14 protein-coding genes are annotated in these 15,553 nt (G+C 69.2%); 4 read left to right on the top strand and 10 right to left on the bottom strand.

The features are described from left to right. Positions 1-1,319 precede the first annotated feature (1,319 nt). From AC08OU_RS11810 to AC08OU_RS11820, 3 genes are all read left to right on the top strand, one after another. Positions 1,320-2,219 carry a MurR/RpiR family transcriptional regulator gene (locus AC08OU_RS11810; protein WP_476600251.1) on the top strand — a complete coding sequence of 300 codons (900 nt, stop codon included), beginning with the start codon at positions 1,320-1,322 and terminating at the stop codon, positions 2,217-2,219. 1,262 nt (positions 2,220-3,481) lie between these two features. After that, entirely contained in the window at positions 3,482-4,108 is a 627-nt protein-coding gene (locus AC08OU_RS11815; protein ID WP_476600249.1) for a hypothetical protein, read from the top strand. Continuing rightward, a complete protein-coding gene (locus AC08OU_RS11820) occupies positions 4,105-4,683 on the top strand; it encodes a cytochrome P450 (protein ID WP_476600247.1) in 579 nt (192 codons plus the stop codon). The genes AC08OU_RS11815 and AC08OU_RS11820 overlap by 4 nt, the downstream gene beginning before the upstream one ends. A gap of 121 nt (positions 4,684-4,804) precedes the next feature. On the opposite strand, the gene AC08OU_RS11825 is transcribed toward AC08OU_RS11820, so the two are convergent. Next, on the bottom strand, positions 4,805-5,104 hold the full coding sequence (locus AC08OU_RS11825; protein WP_476604898.1) for a hypothetical protein: 300 nt from the start codon (positions 5,102-5,104) through the stop codon (positions 4,805-4,807). 171 nt (positions 5,105-5,275) lie between these two features. Here AC08OU_RS11825 and AC08OU_RS11830 point away from each other — a divergent pair, with 171 nt between their 5' ends. Then, a complete protein-coding gene (locus tag AC08OU_RS11830; RefSeq protein WP_476600243.1) occupies positions 5,276-6,106 on the top strand; it encodes a PhzF family phenazine biosynthesis protein in 831 nt (276 codons plus the stop codon). A 168-nt stretch (positions 6,107-6,274) separates the two neighbouring features. Here AC08OU_RS11830 and AC08OU_RS11835 read toward each other — a convergent pair whose 3' ends face one another. From AC08OU_RS11835 to AC08OU_RS11875, 9 genes are all read right to left on the bottom strand, one after another. After that, entirely contained in the window at positions 6,275-6,700 is a 426-nt protein-coding gene (locus tag AC08OU_RS11835; RefSeq protein WP_462186345.1) for a cold-shock protein, read from the bottom strand. Positions 6,701-7,302: 602 nt separating this feature from the next. Continuing rightward, the gene (hypE, locus tag AC08OU_RS11840) at positions 7,303-8,382 is read right to left on the bottom strand and encodes a hydrogenase expression/formation protein HypE (protein WP_476600241.1); all 1,080 of its coding nucleotides are present in this window, start codon (positions 8,380-8,382) and stop codon (positions 7,303-7,305) included. Beyond that, on the bottom strand, positions 8,372-9,526 hold the full coding sequence (gene hypD, locus AC08OU_RS11845) for a hydrogenase formation protein HypD (RefSeq protein ID WP_476600239.1): 1,155 nt from the start codon (positions 9,524-9,526) through the stop codon (positions 8,372-8,374). The genes hypE and hypD overlap by 11 nt, the downstream gene beginning before the upstream one ends. Beyond that, positions 9,523-9,828 carry a HypC/HybG/HupF family hydrogenase formation chaperone gene (locus AC08OU_RS11850; protein ID WP_462186347.1) on the bottom strand — a complete coding sequence of 102 codons (306 nt, stop codon included), beginning with the start codon at positions 9,826-9,828 and terminating at the stop codon, positions 9,523-9,525. Before AC08OU_RS11850 ends, hypD begins: the two co-directional genes overlap by 4 nt. A gap of 7 nt (positions 9,829-9,835) precedes the next feature. Further along, positions 9,836-10,741, bottom strand: a complete 906-nt coding sequence (locus AC08OU_RS11855; RefSeq protein WP_476600235.1) for a Kae1-like domain-containing protein — start codon at positions 10,739-10,741, stop codon at positions 9,836-9,838. Beyond that, positions 10,623-12,284, bottom strand: a complete 1,662-nt coding sequence (gene hypF, locus AC08OU_RS11860; RefSeq protein WP_476600233.1) for a carbamoyltransferase HypF — start codon at positions 12,282-12,284, stop codon at positions 10,623-10,625. Before hypF ends, AC08OU_RS11855 begins: the two co-directional genes overlap by 119 nt. Before the next feature lie 180 nt (positions 12,285-12,464). Continuing rightward, on the bottom strand, positions 12,465-12,677 hold the full coding sequence (locus tag AC08OU_RS11865) for a hypothetical protein (protein ID WP_462186348.1): 213 nt from the start codon (positions 12,675-12,677) through the stop codon (positions 12,465-12,467). Positions 12,678-12,704: 27 nt separating this feature from the next. Beyond that, positions 12,705-13,430 carry a DUF5947 family protein gene (locus tag AC08OU_RS11870; RefSeq protein ID WP_476600231.1) on the bottom strand — a complete coding sequence of 242 codons (726 nt, stop codon included), beginning with the start codon at positions 13,428-13,430 and terminating at the stop codon, positions 12,705-12,707. Positions 13,431-13,442: 12 nt separating this feature from the next. Continuing rightward, positions 13,443-15,401: a nickel-dependent hydrogenase large subunit gene (locus AC08OU_RS11875; RefSeq protein ID WP_476604899.1), complete on the bottom strand. Its 1,959-nt coding sequence runs from the start codon at positions 15,399-15,401 to the stop codon at positions 13,443-13,445. Positions 15,402-15,553: the final 152 nt, after the last annotated feature.

The following is a 15,553-nucleotide window of genomic DNA, read 5'->3' on the forward strand; positions in this document are numbered from 1 at the left end:
ATAGCGGGACGCCCCTTCCCTGCGTAATTTATCGGCGTACGTGTACGTTGAATCGCTCTGGCGACAGTACTCTGCGACGTCCTCGTGCTACCCCGCACGATCTCACCATGTACCCCGTCCGGGCTAACACGGCGGCGGGAACCGGGCGCGGACGGTCCGCCCCGTGCCGTGTGTGCCGGGGATTTTTTCCGCACCCACCAGGAGACGTCGGCGAAAGCTGTTCGGCCGGCATGTTCCGACTCACCTGTCCTCACCAGGAAGACGGAGGACGGCGATACGATTATGTCGGGCTCTCCGAACGGGCCGGGTCCGCGGATGTGGTGTGTGCAGGATGATGGCCGCCAGCGCGCCAGAATGGTCGGTGCGGAAAACGGGATCTGCCGGGACCGGGCCCACCCGGCACCGCCGGAACCAAGGAGGGTGATAAGGAGGGCTACGCAGAACTCATGGAATAGAAAGAGAGCGCCCGGATCACGGAGAATACCGACCGACAGGTCGGGAGCGGACGCCGGTGGTCGGTGTGCAGTACGTGCCAGACCCTGCAGTACTCGCCAGACCCTGGAGTTGGCGATGGCCCGGGTTGCGCTCGGTCAGGTGGTGTCCTCCCGAGTAGAGTTCCGGGCCGGAACTCTACGACCGACACGACAGCAGGGCTCCATAGGTGTCGCGCCGGTTGCCGTCGGACAGCCGGTTGTAGGTGAGGTAGAGCGTGCGGCGGGAGTGGCCGGAGTGGTTGGGGGCGCTGCCGGCCGGGGGCCGGCGGCCAGTCTTCGACCTCCTGGGCCCATCGGCGCAGCAGGGCCAGATCGTCTCCCGGCAGGAAGCCGTCGACGAGCCAGACTCCCGTCCCGCGCCACCGGTCGAGATCGGCGGTCACGTGCGACCCCAGCCGGGCCATGGATCCGCTTGGCAGACTCACGCTTCACCCTTTTGTAAAAAATCACCTAACTGATACAATTTCGAGTAACGAATTTCTATCGCGTAATCCAACCTTGCCAGCTACGACGCTCGGATCTCCCTGGCGCTATCCGAAGATGACCGGCTTACCGAGCGGCAAGCCGGTGGACGGCGCCCCGACGATCCGCCCGACCTCCCCATCGACTGCCCCCGCCCTGATCCACGGCCATGACCGTAGACGACCGTAGACAGCAGAAGGAAACATCCTCTTAACAGGATCTATTAGATGGATAGAACTTTCATACAGTATGATTTCTACCGAAGAAACAGATCTTCATCCAACCCGTGCGGCAGATGGCAGTACACCACCGGCAAGCCGGAAGCCGGAAAGCGCGAGGATGGCGACGACGTTGGGAGAGACCATGACCGGACCGACGGCCGTCGAGGCGATCGACGAGCCCGCCCAACCCCTCCCCGAGCCGGGCGGCACCATCGCGCACCTACGCGCCTGCCTGCCGACCCTCACTCCCAGCGGTCGCAAGATCGGCCAGCTGATCCTCAGTGACCCGAGGGAAATCGTTCACCTCACCGTCACCGATCTCGCCGATCGGACCGGCACCTCCGTCGCGACCGTGGTCCGGTTCTGTCAGGACCTCGGCCTCAAGGGCTTCGCCGACCTCAAGATCCGTCTCGCCGGCGAAGCGATTCCCCCCGAACGCGGCCTTCACGAAGACGTCACTCACGCCGACTCCCCTGCCACCATCCTGGAGAAGATCCTCCGCAGCACCGAGGCGGCCCTGTCCGAGACCACCCGCACCGTCGACCGCACGGCATTCGCCCGCGCGGTCGACGCCCTGCATCGCGCTGACCGGGTCCTGCTCATCGGCGCGGGGACGTCCGCCCCCCTCGCCCAGGACGCCGCCTACCGCTTTCGCACCCTCGGCCTGCTCGTCGAAGCCCCCGCCGACGCCCACGTCCAACATGTGGCCGCGCGCCTGCTGCCCCCCGCCTCCGCCTGCCTGGCCATCAGCCACACCGGGCAGACCCGCGAAACCCTGGCCGCCGCCGCCGCGGCGCGCGCGGCGGGGGCCACGACCATAGCCCTCACCAGCTTCTTCCGATCCCCCCTGACGAGGCTGGCCGACGTAGCCCTCGTCGCCGGCAGCAGCGAAACAAACTACCGAGTCGAGGCCATGAGCAGCCGCATCATCCACACGACGGTCCTCGACGCCCTGTTCGTGGCCGTCCACCTCGCGCAACCCGACCGCGCCCAGAAAGCCCAGGAACTCACCGCCGAGGTACTTACCGAACACCGGATCTGACGCCCAAGTTCACGGAGGTGAACCCGCGGAGCGCGACGGCGAGGGTGGCCGTGGCCAGGGTGGCCATCTCCCGGTCCGGTACGGGGCCGGCGGCGGTATCGGCGGTCCTCTCACCCCGCCCGGACGGCACGAACTAAACAAACCGCGCAAACCGTGCGCCGGCCTCCCACCGCACCCGCTCGCACCCGCTCACTCAGGCGGCGCCCACGATCCTTCGACTGGCCTTCGGCCGGCGAATCTGGGGGATCTGAGCACGGTCCGCGGTCCCTGGACCGTGCCTTGCTCCCCACAACTCGGCCGGTCCGGCCGGACGCCGGCCACGCCGGGCGACCGAGATACCAGATGATAATGTATTCGCTATCTGCATTCACTATCTGCGTCCGGCGCCGGAACATTCACGTTCAGTGGCGCGGTCACTGCCGGGAAGGGCGTCACCTGCACCACCGAGGTGGCATCCGACGGGAAGTACGGCGGGACGCGGAGGGCGTCCCGATCGGCGTGAAATCCTTCACGCGGCACGGAAGGGCGCGACACGTGATTCCCGTCGCGATCGCCTTGCCGGGCCTGCCGTAGACCATGACGGCGAGCTTCCGAAAAAGCGCCGTGACCACGCTCGGCGTGAACGCCCCGCCCACCAACCGACACAATTGGGAGTCAGATCACGGCCCGCTGCTGCGCCCCGGAGGGGACGTAACGAAGTAACAAATACGTGATCGAGAGCATCATCGCAGGTCACAGGCCTGTGGAGGGTTCGAAACGCGCAAGTTATTTCATTTCGACTCCGGAGAGCACGAATGAGGGCACGAATGAGCCGACCCTCCCAATCCTTCCGGTAAAGTCGGACGGGACCCGGACCCGGACCCGGACCCGGACCCGGACCCGGACCCGGACCCGGACCCGGACCCGGAGCGTGAAAAGCGGAGCGTGAAAAGCGGCCAGAACCGTTGAGGCATGCCGCCGAACCTGGCGGACCGTCACGGCCGGGACCGTCACGGATTCCCCGCGCCGAGGGCACCATTGCCGGCGCACAGGCCATTACAAGAGGTTTCGGGCGTCCGGCCGACGGCTTCCTCCGATGCCACCCGGCTCCGCCTCGAGCCGTTACCCGAACAAGCCAGCCGCAGGGGCGGCGGAGGCTTTCCCTCGCATCCACCAACGATTCGATAGACATCAGCAGCACTCCATCGCCTCACCGGTCAGTCATGACGGCCCTGAAGCCGCGCCCCCGGTCGGTTTCCGGAGTGCCCTGGGAAGGAGAATCCATGGCGGATCCCGTGGTGACCGACGTCGGGACGTCGGCACGCAAGATCAACCGCGAAGACCCGAACGGCGGATGCCCGGTCGTGCAGGGCGCCGACGGCGTATGGCGGATCAGCGGGTACGCCGCCGGACAGGCGGTGCTGCGCAGCCTGGAAACCAAGCAGGCCGGCCTCGGTATCGACGCCTCTAAGGCGATCCCCAAGCGGATCCGCCGGCCGGTGCTGCACAGCGACGGCCCCGAGCACCGGGAACGCCGCCGGCTGACCGCACGATTCTTCACTCTACGCAGGGTCGACGAGCACTACCGCGAGCTGATGCACCGCGTCGCCGACGAGCAGATCGACCGGTTGCGCCGCGAGCGGAGCGTCGACCTGTCCGAGCTCAGCTTCGCCCTCGCCGTCGAGGTCGCCGCCGCGGTGATCGGCTCACCAACAGCCGCCCCGGCATGGCCGCCCGCCTGGAACGGTTCGCCCAAGGAGACCTCGGACCGCCGAATGTCACCAGCATCCGCGGCATCAGGCAGTTCATCCGGCAGAACCGCCACGCCCTCGCCTTCTACCTCGCTGACGTGCGCCCCGCGGTACGCGCCCGCCGTCGGCGACGCACCGACGACCTCATCTCACACATGATCGATCAAGGCTGCACCAACGCCGAGATCTTCGCCGAGTGCGTCACCTTCGCACCCGCAGGAATGATCACCACTCGGGAGTTCATCAACGTCGCCGCCTGGCACCTGTTCACCGACGACACACTGCGCGCCCGCTACCGCGACGCCGACCAGACCGAACGGATCGCGATCCTGCACGAGCTCCTGCGATTGGAACCGGTCATCTCCACTCTCAAACGGCGCACGACAGCCGACATCCACCTACCGGGCCCACGCGGCCCGCTGACGATCCCAGCCGGCGCCCAGATCGACATCGCGGTGAGCAGCACCAACGTCGACACGCAGGCCATCGGCGCCGACCCGTACACGGTCCGCCCCGCCCACCCGATCGGCGACGGCGTGAGTCCGGCGGGGCTGAGCTTCGGCGAGGGGCCCCACAAATGCCCCGGCGCACACGTCGCCATCCACGAAACCGACATCTTCCTGCACAAGCTGTTCATGCTCGACGGCCTACGCATGGCCAGCCCACCTCAGGTCACCCTCCGGGACGAGATCGCGGCCTACGAGCTGCGCGGTCTCGTCGTCGCGCTCGACTGAATCATCGCGTTCGGTTGAATCGTCGCGCTCGATTGACCTGGCCCCACGCGCCCGGCGCCGGGCACCAGGTACTGGCACCAGGTACCGGATCCGCGTCGTCGCCGACGATGAACCTGAGGCGTCACGGCACTCCCGGATCCATCACTCCCGGATCCATCAGCTCGGCCTGGCCGTTACGGATCTCCGCTCGGGCGTGCGCGACGAGCTCCTGAACGTCCCGTTCCACCTCGTCGGGGCCAAGCCCGAGCGCCGGCCCGATGTGGAGCGACCACACCTCGGACCGCAGGTTGGTCTCGAAGTCGAGTTCGGCACGGAGGTGGCACGGAGGTGGCACGGAGGTGGCACGGAGGTTCTGCCGGGCGGCCTCGCGGTTCTGGCGGAGGCGGGCGGCCACCCGCCTCGACGTGATGGGGTCGGCCATGGGTGTCGGCGGAGGAACTCACGCCTTCATGCTGATATGCACCCGGAGGCATTCCCGCGCCGGCCCGCTCCTGGTGACGCCCCATCGTCTCCAGCCGCCTGGCGATCGGAATCCAGGAATTCCTCGCCCGCATCCGCGCGGTCAGCCGGCGGGCCGCGGGACACTGGGCCGATGCCGCGTCCCTTCCAACAGATCGATGTCTTCTCAAGATCCCCATATCAGGGCAATCCGGTAGCCGTCGTGCTCGACGGATCGGGACTCGACCCGGAGGAGATGCAACGGTTCGCCCGGTGGACGAACCTCTCGGAGACCACCTTCATCCTGCCGCCCACCTCACCGGACGCCGACTACCGGGTCCGGATCTTCACGCCCGGTGCCGAGCTGGCCTTCGCGGGGCATCCCACGCTGGGTACCTGCCACGCCTGGCTGACCACCCGGCCTCCGGCCGAACGGGGCGATGTGGTCGTTCAGGAGTGCGGTGCCGGGCTTATTCCCGTTCGGCGGACCGCGGACGGACTCGCGTTCGCCGCACCCCCGCTGCGACGCTCGGGGCCGGTCGAGGAGGCACTCATCCAGCGCATCAGCACGGTGCTGGGCATCGCCCGCGACGACATCGTGGCCGCCGAGTGGGCGGACAACGGGCCGGGATGGATTGCTGTTCTGCTCGACAGCGCCGAGGCGGTCCTCGCGTTGCAACCGGGCATCGTCGACCTGCATCTCGGCGTGCTCGGCCCGTATCCGCCAGAGTCGACCGAGACGTTCGAAGTTCGGGCCTTCTTCCCCGTGAACGGCACGATGAGGGAGGATCCGGTAACCGGAAGCCTCAACGCGTCCGTCGCCCAATGGCTGCTCCGGACCGGACGAGCGAGCGCGCCTTACACGGTGAGCCAGGGAACACTGCTCCACCGGACCGGACGGGTGCACATCTCCGCTGATGCGGACGGCACGGTCTGGATCGGCAGCGAAACGATCACCTGCGTGTCCGGCTTCGTCGAGCTGTAGGTTCCCCCCGGCGGGAAGAACCGCCGCCGCGCGGGACGCCGAACGACGGCGCCTGCCCGGCTCCGCCGGACCGCCCGCGCGATCCAGATCCTCCCGCCCCCGAGGCCCCGAGGCCTCCCACGTCCGGGCAAGAGACGGCCGGACACGGGAAAGGCGCCCGGATACGCGTCAGTTCTCGATCCAACCGTACTTCTCGGCCACGCCCATCAGCTCGCTTCTGACCCGAACTATCTGCGTCCCCGTCAGGGTCGGGTCGATCCGGAGCAACAGTTCGGTGATTTCCTGGGTGAACTCCCCGACCGGCAGGACGTCACAGAGAGCGTCGGAATCGTCCGCGTGGACGGTTCCCCTCGTCGGCGCCGGAGCGGCCAGGCCCGAAGCCGCAGGTGTGGACCTGAGGATGCGGGCCGAACTGGCCTTCAGCCCACGCTCGCCCTCCTCGATCTCGAACTCCATGACGGCCCCGGGGACGACGAGATTCTTCTCAACAAGAAGATCGTTGGCATGTAGGAAAATATCGTCTCCTCCGTCACTGGGAGCTATGAAACCGTAACCCCGAACATGGTCGAAGCGAAGAACCTTACCTGTACTCACGACTCACCTCAACAACACCCGAAAGACCATACGATTATCCACCGCCACTTCGCCCACCCAACCGCCACGTGGCGGGCCGGACGGCTCGAGAGTGAAGCATACCCCCACAGCCCCAACCGACCGCAAGCCCGACGCATCCACCCTCACCCTCGACGGAAACAACTGCGCCAATGCCCACCCACGCTACCTCGGTTGAGACCAACGTTCAACGCGGAACGATGGGTCATCCTTTCGCGATTACGACCACACCCCCAAGACGAATCCGCGATCACAGGAACGAACATGTGTTCGACACTGCCGGGCGAGGGGGCTACGCTTACAACCCTGTTCACGTCCACATCGTCCCCGGCCACCTGACCATGATTGTCGCCATCCCGAGCCGCCGACGCCTGTCTCCGAACGTCGGGAGGACGTCCTCGCCGCATTCCGCCGGACGCCCGCGGCGCGCCGGTCAGTCACTCCCTGAGCCCCGGCCCGCCACCGAGAGACTGACAGACATGCACGTCACCATTCCACCTGCCCGAGGATCTCGTCGAATTCAGCGACAGAGGCGCGGACCAGAATGCACGGGTCCGCCCTCAACTCGAAAACAGCTCAGGGATTCAGCAGATTCGGGGAAGTTGCTCGCCGACCGGGAGGTCCACCACGCGGCTCGCGCCGAGACCGGTCCTCGCGACCACCATTCCCGGGTGTTCCGCGGTCACCATACCTATCACGGCCGCGTTTCGGCCGAGTGGGCACGCGCGCATCGCCTCAAGCACCCGATCGGCGTCCCGCGGCGCGACCATCGCCACGAGCTTGCCCTCGTTGGCAATGTAGAAGGGGTCCAGCCCGAGAATGCTGCAGGCGTCGAGGACCGGCTCGGGAACGGGAACATGCCGTTCGGTGATGACGATTCCCACCCGCGCGGTCCGCGCGATCTCGTTGAGTGTCGCGGCCAGTCCTCCGCGCGTCGGGTCCCGCAGGGCGTGTACGTCCGCACCGGTGCGCAGCATAGCGCCGACCAGTCCGTGCAACGGAGCGGTGTCACTGCGGACCGCCGTGGCAAATTCCAGGCCCTCCCGGCAGCTGAGCACGGCGATCCCGTGCAGCCCGATCTCGCCGCTGACCAGGACGACGTCGCCCGGCCGGGCCCGAGCGGGCCGGATGTCGACGCCGTCGGGAACCAGGCCGATCCCCGCCGTGTTGACGTAGACCCCGTCACCGTGACCGGCATCGACGACCTTGGTGTCACCGGTTACCAGCCGGACGCCCGCGGCACGGGCCGCCGCTCCGAGCGCATCCGCCACCCGGCCAAGATCGGTCAGCTCGGTGCCCTCTTCCAGGATGAACGCGGTCGAGAGGTACCGGGGTTCGGCGCCGGACATCGCCAGGTCGTTGACAGTTCCGTTGACCGCAAGATCGCCGATCGAGCCGCCGGGGAAGAACAACGGTCGAACGACGTAGGAGTCGGTGGTGAACGACACCCGTGCGCCGTCGACGGTGACCACGGCCGCATCCCCCAGGTCCTCCGGACCGCCCGCGCCGGCGACTCCGAAGGCCGGCAGGAAGAGATGCTCGACGAGCTCGGCCGACATCGCGCCTCCGCCGCCATGCCCCATCACGATCGTGGGGCACTCCACCAACGGCACAGGACAGGTCCACGCGGCCGGATCCACCGCCGTCACGGCCTCATCCACCATGTCCCACCTCCAGCGCACGTCCCGCTTCCGGCGAGGCCTGCGCAACCGCCGGAGAGGTGCTCATCCGGCGGTAGAGGTAGTAGGCGGCACAGGCCCCTTCGGAGGACACCATGGTCGCGCCGAGCGGGGTCCGCGGCGTGCACTGCCGTCCGAAGGCCACGCACTCATGCGGCTTGATCAGGCCTTGGAGAACCTCGCCCGATCGGCACGCCGAAGACTCGGCCGTGTGGACATCCGCCACGGCGAACCGCAGCTCCGCGTCGAAGTCGCGGTAGGCTGGCGACAGGCGCCAGCCGCTGCCCGGGATGACACCGATGCCCCGCCAGGCCCGGTCGGCCATCTCGAAAACGTCCCGCAGCATCGCGATGGCGGCCGGGTTGCCGGCGACCGGAACCGCCCGGGGATAGGCGTTCTCCACCTCGTGTCGGCCGGCCTCCAGCTGCACCACGGTGCGCCGGATGCCCTCGAGGAGGTCGAGTGGTTCGAAGCCGGTGACCACGATCGGCACGCCGTAACGCCGCGCCAGAGCCGGGTACTCGCCGGTGCCCATCACGCTGCAGACGTGACCAGCGGCCAGGAACCCCTGGACGCGGCAGCTCGGCGACTCCATGATCGCAGCGATCGCCGACGGTACCAGCACATGCGACACCAGCAGGGAGAAGTTGCCCAAGCCGAGCCGTTTCGCCTGGAAAACCGTCATCGCGTTGGCCGGCGCAGTGGTCTCGAATCCGATCCCGAAGAACACGACCTCCCGATCGGGGTTGCGCTGGGCGATCGTCAGGGCGTCCAGCGGGGAGTAGACCACCCGGACGTCGGCACCCGCGCTCTTCACCCGGAAGAGGTCCCGATCGCTCCCCGGTACCCGCAGCATGTCGCCGAAGGAGCAGAAGATGACGCCCGGCCGCGCGGCGATCTCCAGAGCCCTGTCGATGATCTCGAGCGGGGTCACGCACACCGGGCAGCCGGGACCGTGGATCATCTCGATGCCCTCGGGCAGAAGCTGATCGATACCGTGCCGGATGAGCGAGTGGGTCTGCCCACCGCAGACCTCCATGATCGACCATGGGCGGGTCGTCGTCGCGTGGATCTGTTCCAGCAGCCGACCGGCCAGCTCCGGATCCCGGAACTCCTCCAGATACCTCACCGCGTCATCCCCTCCTCCTCGCCGGCCCCGCGGGCCGTGGCACTCACACCGTCCGCACCGTCACCCAACTCCTCGGTCAGGAGTCCCATCCGCGCGAAGGTGGCCAGCGACGCCAACGCCGACCGTTCGTCCAGCCGTTGGATCGCGAACCCCACATGCACGATCACGTACTCGCCGACCGTGATCTCGGGCAGGTACTGCAGGCAGACGTCCTTGCGCACACCTCCGAAATCGACCTCGGCCGTCCGGGCCCCGTGGCGTTCCTCGATCCCCACCACCCGTCCTGGAACCGCGAGACACACCTGTTCCTCACCCCTTTTCCCGCGCCTTTTCCCGCGCTGCGGCGACGAGCAGCTGACCGAGAGCGATCCCCCCGTCATTCGGAGGTACCCGCGCATGCCGCAGCACCGTGAAGCCCCCCGCACGCAGTGCCCTGGATGCAGCCGTCGCCAGAACGGCGTTCTGGAAGACCCCGCCGGTGAGTCCGACCAGGTCAAGGCCCACCTCTACGCGTGCTCGCCGGGCGAGGTCCACGATCATCGCCACGACGGCTGTATGGAAACGGGCCGCGGCGGTCTCCACGGCGAGCCCGGCCGACAGATCCCTCACCATCGCCCGGATGACCGGCGCCGGGTCGATAATCAGCGGCCTGCCCGGCCCCTGCCCGCGCAAGGCGAACGCGTGGCGTTCGCGGTCGTCCGCGCCGCCGCCGGTCGCGGCCCGCGCCCGGGCCTCCAGCTCGATCGCCGCCTGCGCCTCGAAGTCGACCTCGTGACGGATGCCGAGCAGCGAGCTGACCGCGTCGAAGAGCCGCCCCATGCTGGAGGTCGGCACGCAGCCCAGCCCGCTGGCCAGCTGGTGGGTCAGCGCCCGCCGCTCCGGCTGCGGGCAGGCGACGACCGGCGGCAGGGTGGGATCCCAGCGGACTCCGGCGGCGTGCAGATGGGCAAGCGCCATCCGGCAGGGCCGCCGAACCGCGGCGTCCCCACCGGCAAGCGGCACATAGCCCAGGTGGGCGAAGCGCCGGAACCCGTGGTAGTCGGCGATCAGCACTTCGCCGCCCCACACGGCCCGGTCGGGGCCGTAGCCGGTCCCGTCAAAGGCGAATCCCACCACCGACCGGGTGCCGTCGAGGCCGTGCTCGGCCATCAGCGCGGCCACATGGGCATGGTGGTGCTGCACGGTCCGTACCGGTCGGCCGGCGGCGTGCCGCACCGCCCACTGGCGCGACCGGTAGCCCGGGTGCGCGTCGGTGACGAGCTGGCGGGGGGGTGACGCCGGTCAGGTGCTCGAGGTGCCGCTCGGCGGCATCGAGGGCGCGCATGGTGGCCAAGTCGTCCATGTCCCCGATGTGCCCGCTGAGCCAGGCCGACCGGCCCGAGCCCAGGCCGCAGGTGTTCTTGAGGTCGGCCCCGACGGCCAGCGTCGGGGGCACCTCGAACGGCAGCGGCACCGGCAGCGGCGCGTAGCCACGCGAGCGGCGTACCGGCGACGGGGCACCGTCGACCACCCGGACAACGGAGTCGTCGTAGGGCACCCGGATCGGACGGTCGTGGCGCAGCCAGCCATCGACGAGCGGGGCGAGCCGGCGCAGAGCGTCGGCGTCGCCGGCCGCGATCGGCTCGCCGCCGAGGTTCCCGGAGGTCATCACCAACGGCGGCCATCCGGCGGTGCCGACGGTTCGATGGACGGGCCCGGGCTCGCCTGGCAGGCCGAGCAGCAGATGGTGCACCGGCGTGTAGGGCAGCAGCAGACCGAGATCGGGGTTGTCCGGGGCAACGGAGTCGGCGAGCGCGGGACGGCCGTCGCGGCGACGGCGCACCAGCACGATGGGCCGAGCGGGGTCGGTGAGCAGGGCCGCCTCCCGCTCGTCGACATGCGCCAGGCCCCGGGCCGCAGCCAGGTCGTGGACCATGACGGCGAACGGCTTGCCGCCGCGCCGTTTGCGGCGTCGCAGGGTCGTCACCGCCGTCGGGTCGGTGGCGACGCAGGCGATGTGGTAGCCGCCCACCCCCTTCACCGCCAGGACGCCACCGTCGGCGAGCAGCCGCCGCGCCGCAGCGAGCGCGTCCTCGCCGGTCCGCGGCGCGCCCGACGGCGACACGAACTCCAGGCGCGGTCCGCACGCCGGGCAGGCGATCGGCTGGGCATGGAAACGCCGGTCGGCCGGATCGGAGTACTCCCGCTCACACACGGGGCACATGGCGAACCGGGCCATCGTCGTTGCCGGCCGGTCGTAGGGAAGGTCGGTGATGATCGTGAACCTGGGTCCGCAGTTGGTGCACGTGATGAACGGATGCCGGTAGCGCCGGTCCGCGGGGTCGGCCAGTTCCCGCAGGCAGTCCGGGCATGTCGCCACGTCGGGGGCCGCCGCCGTACGCCCGCCCGCGGCCGGCCGGGACCGGGCGATCGCGAAGCCGGATCCGCCACAGGGCGGAAGCTCCGTGGTCACGACCCGCTCGACCATGGCCAGCGGCGGCACGTCGCAGCGAAGCCGGCGGGCGAAGTCCTCGACCGCGCCGGGGGTTCCCTCGACCTCCGTGACCACGCCGCCGGTGTCGTTGCGCACCCAGCCGGTCAGAGCCAGCTCCGTCGCGGCGGCGTGGACGAACGGCCGGAAGCCGACCCCCTGGACCAGCCCCTGGACGACGAACCGTCGCCGGGCCCGGCCGCCCGGGCCGGCCTCCCGACTCGGTTCACCGGCCCCGCCCACCGAGAGCGCCGGCCGGGTCATGCGGCCCGCCGTGCCGTCCGCCATCACATCTTCTCGATCCTGATGTATCGGACGAGGGCCGGATACTCCCTCCAGAACAGGCCGACGGCACCGGCCACGCCGACGGTCGCCAGCACCAGCTTGCGACTACTCATGCTCCACCTCCTCGGTACCGCTTTCTCATGGGTATCCGCGGGCTTCGGGTGGTGCGCCGCCCGCTGGGCGCTACCCCGGCGGCAGGTTGGGCATGCTCCTCGGTGCGACGGGATTGCGCCTCTTCGGCCGGACGCCGGTGGAGCGCCGTGCGTCGGCGCTGCCATCGGCGTGGTGCCCCGCCTGCCATCGGTACGAACCGGTCGCGTTGCCCTGCGCTACCCCCTTGACGTGCGCGGTGGCGTCCGGCGCGACGTCGGGCTTACCGACTCGGATCTCGGCCATCTCGTCCTCCCCTCCCTCTCTTTCCTCTCAGCCCCGCCCCGCGGGGCCCGCGCGGCCCTGGCCCGTGAGATGGACCGGCCGTGCGGGCGCAACGGGCTCCCGGACCCCGGCCCGCACCGGGCTTGCGGGCCGGCGGCCGAGATCGGCGAAGAACCCGTCGATCGCCGGCCGCACGCGCCTGCCTCCGGACAGGCCCCTCCACTCCCGCCGGATGACCGCCACGAGCCGGTGACAGTCGTCGACGGGAACGATCCAGTGCTCGTGGCGGCCGTGGGCGGTGTTCGTCAGCAGTGCCTCGACCAGCGGTGTCAGGTCACCCAGCGCCGGGCAGCGCCGCACGATGCCGCGCCACGTGCCGGGCTCGACGTCCCAGCGGGTGGCGCCCATCGGGCTGGGATAGCGGGCGCTGACCGAGCCGTCGGTCCCGACGACGAAGAACGCCAGCCCCACCGGGGTACCCAGCTCGTCCGCGTCGAGTGCGGGAAGCCGCAGCCGTCGCCGGGGAACAAGCCGGAAGTGCCCACGCCCGGCAGCCTCCCGGTCGAACAGCAGCGCGCACGCCTGGCAGGCGCAGAGCAGCTCGTCGCGTTGTTCGTCGAGGATGTGCCGATGCTCCGCCGGCACGGCGGTCCGGCACATGTCGCAGCGGGCCTCGGCCGCGCCGGCGCGGCCGGTCGCGGCGTGCACGAGCCGCCGCAACGCGCCGTCGGCCGTCGGGGATATCGGGGACGTCGGGGATATCGGGGACGTCATGGGCCCACCCCGTCAGCGACGGGCCGGGCGAGCACGGTGTCGAGGGGAACGAAGGCGGTCCGGCTCGGGTGCGCCCGGCGCGGGCAGGCGCCGGACGTCGGACAGCTCCGGCGCGACGGCGAGCACGGCCTGGCGAACCGCCTCGGTGATCCCCGCCGAGGTCGAGCCACACCCGCCGAGGGTCAGCCGGACCTCGGCCACCCCCCGTTCGATCCCACTCAGCTCGATCTCCCCACCTCGGTCCCGGATCCCGGGCCGAAGCTGTTCGATCGCCCGCGCGACCCGGGCCCCGACCGGCTCGGGATGGACGTCGTGCAGGACGAGCAGATGGTCGAGCAGCTCGTCGCCGGTGAACGCGGCGAGCACCTCCGGGGCCCCCGACGCGTATCCGACGGCTCGGGCCAGCGCCTCGCCGTACACCGCCGCGAGTGTCGCCACCGCATCGATCGCCAGCTCGCCACTCGGCCCCGGGATGCGCTCCACCTGCGCCAGCACCTCGTCGAGGTGGGCGAGCCGGCCCCGCACGGCGAGATCGTCGAGCCGGTGCCCACCCGCGCCGTCCGGATCAACCATGGCTGGCCCCGAACATCGGCGAGTGCACCGTGCGCAGAGTGCGGCCCCGACCAAGATACATGTGCACCCCGCAGGGCAGGCAGGGGTCGAAGCTGCGCACCGTCCGCATAACGTCGACGCCCTTGAACCCCCCGGACCGTTCTCCTCGAAGATCGGCATGTTCTGGACCGCGTCCTCGTAGGGGCCCGGGGTCCCGAAGAAGTCGCGGGGGCTGCCGTTCCACGGCGTCGGCGGGTAGGGGTGATAATTGGCGATCTTGCCGTCGCGCACCACCATGTGGTGCGACAGCACGCCGCGCACCGCCTCGTGGAAACCGCAACCGATCGTCTCGTCCGGCACGTCGAAGTCGCAGAACACCCGAGTGTCACCCGAGCGCACCCGATCCATGCCCTGCTCGAGGAAGTACAGCGCCATCGCCGCCGCGTAGGCGACGAAGTAGACGCGGGCCCGGTCCCGCTCGATCGCGTTCGACCAGGCCGGCGGCTTCCACTGCAGGTCGACGGCGGGCAGCGTGCGGCTGCGCGGCAGCGAGATGTTCACCGCGCCCCCGGTCGCGGTGACGTAGGGGGTGTTAACCAGTCCGGCGAGTGCCGTGGTGTAAAGCCGGGCGAAGGGCCCTCCCCCGGTATCCAGGGCGAGATGCTCGCCGCTGCGGGCGTCGAGCCACCGCGGGCTCATCACCCAGCTGTACTTCTCCCCGAAGTCCCGCTTCTGCGGCACCGGCAGCGTCGTCTGGTTCCACGGATGGCGCATGTCGACCGGATTTCCGAGCGGATCCCGGGTGACGAACGGCTCCTCGTTCACCCAGTCCTGGTAGAAGGAACTGCCCAGCAGGATCCGGATACCCAGATTGATCTCCACCAGGTCGGTGGTCAGCAGATCGCCATCGACGACGATCCCGGGTGTCACGTGCATCGCCCGGCCCCAGGTAGTCATGTTCTCGTACCGGTAGTCCACGACGTTCGGATCCTGGAACGCGCCCCAGCAGCCCAGCAACACCCGGCGGCGGCCGACCTCCTCGTAACCGGGCAGCGCCTCGTACCAGAAGTCGAACAGGTCGTCGTTCAGCGCGACGGCCTTCTTGACGAAATCGAGGATCTCCATCAGCCGGCTGAGGTAGTCGGTGAACACCGTCGGTTCCGGCATCGTGCCGACCCCACCCGGATACAGCGTGGAGGGGTGCACGTGCCTGCCCTCCATCAGGCCGAACATCTCGCGGGTGATCCGGCTGACCTTGAGGGCCTCCCGGTAGATCTCTCCCTCGAACGGGTTGAACGAGCGCATGATGTCAGCGATAGTCCGCATGCCGTGCACGGCCGCGTTCGGTGCGGCAGTGGCCTCTGCCCGGGCCAGCACGCCGGGGTTGGTCTGCTTGACCATCGCCTCGCAGAAGTCCACGAATACCAGGTTGTCCTGGAAGATCTTGTGGTCGAACAGGTACTCGGCGGCCTCTCCGAGATTAAGGAGTCGAAATGAAATAACTTGCGCGTTTCGAACCCTCCACAGGCCTGTGACCTGCGATGATGCTCTCGATCACGTATTTGTTACTT

It is taken from the genome of Frankia sp. CcMO1 (assembly GCF_977945845.1).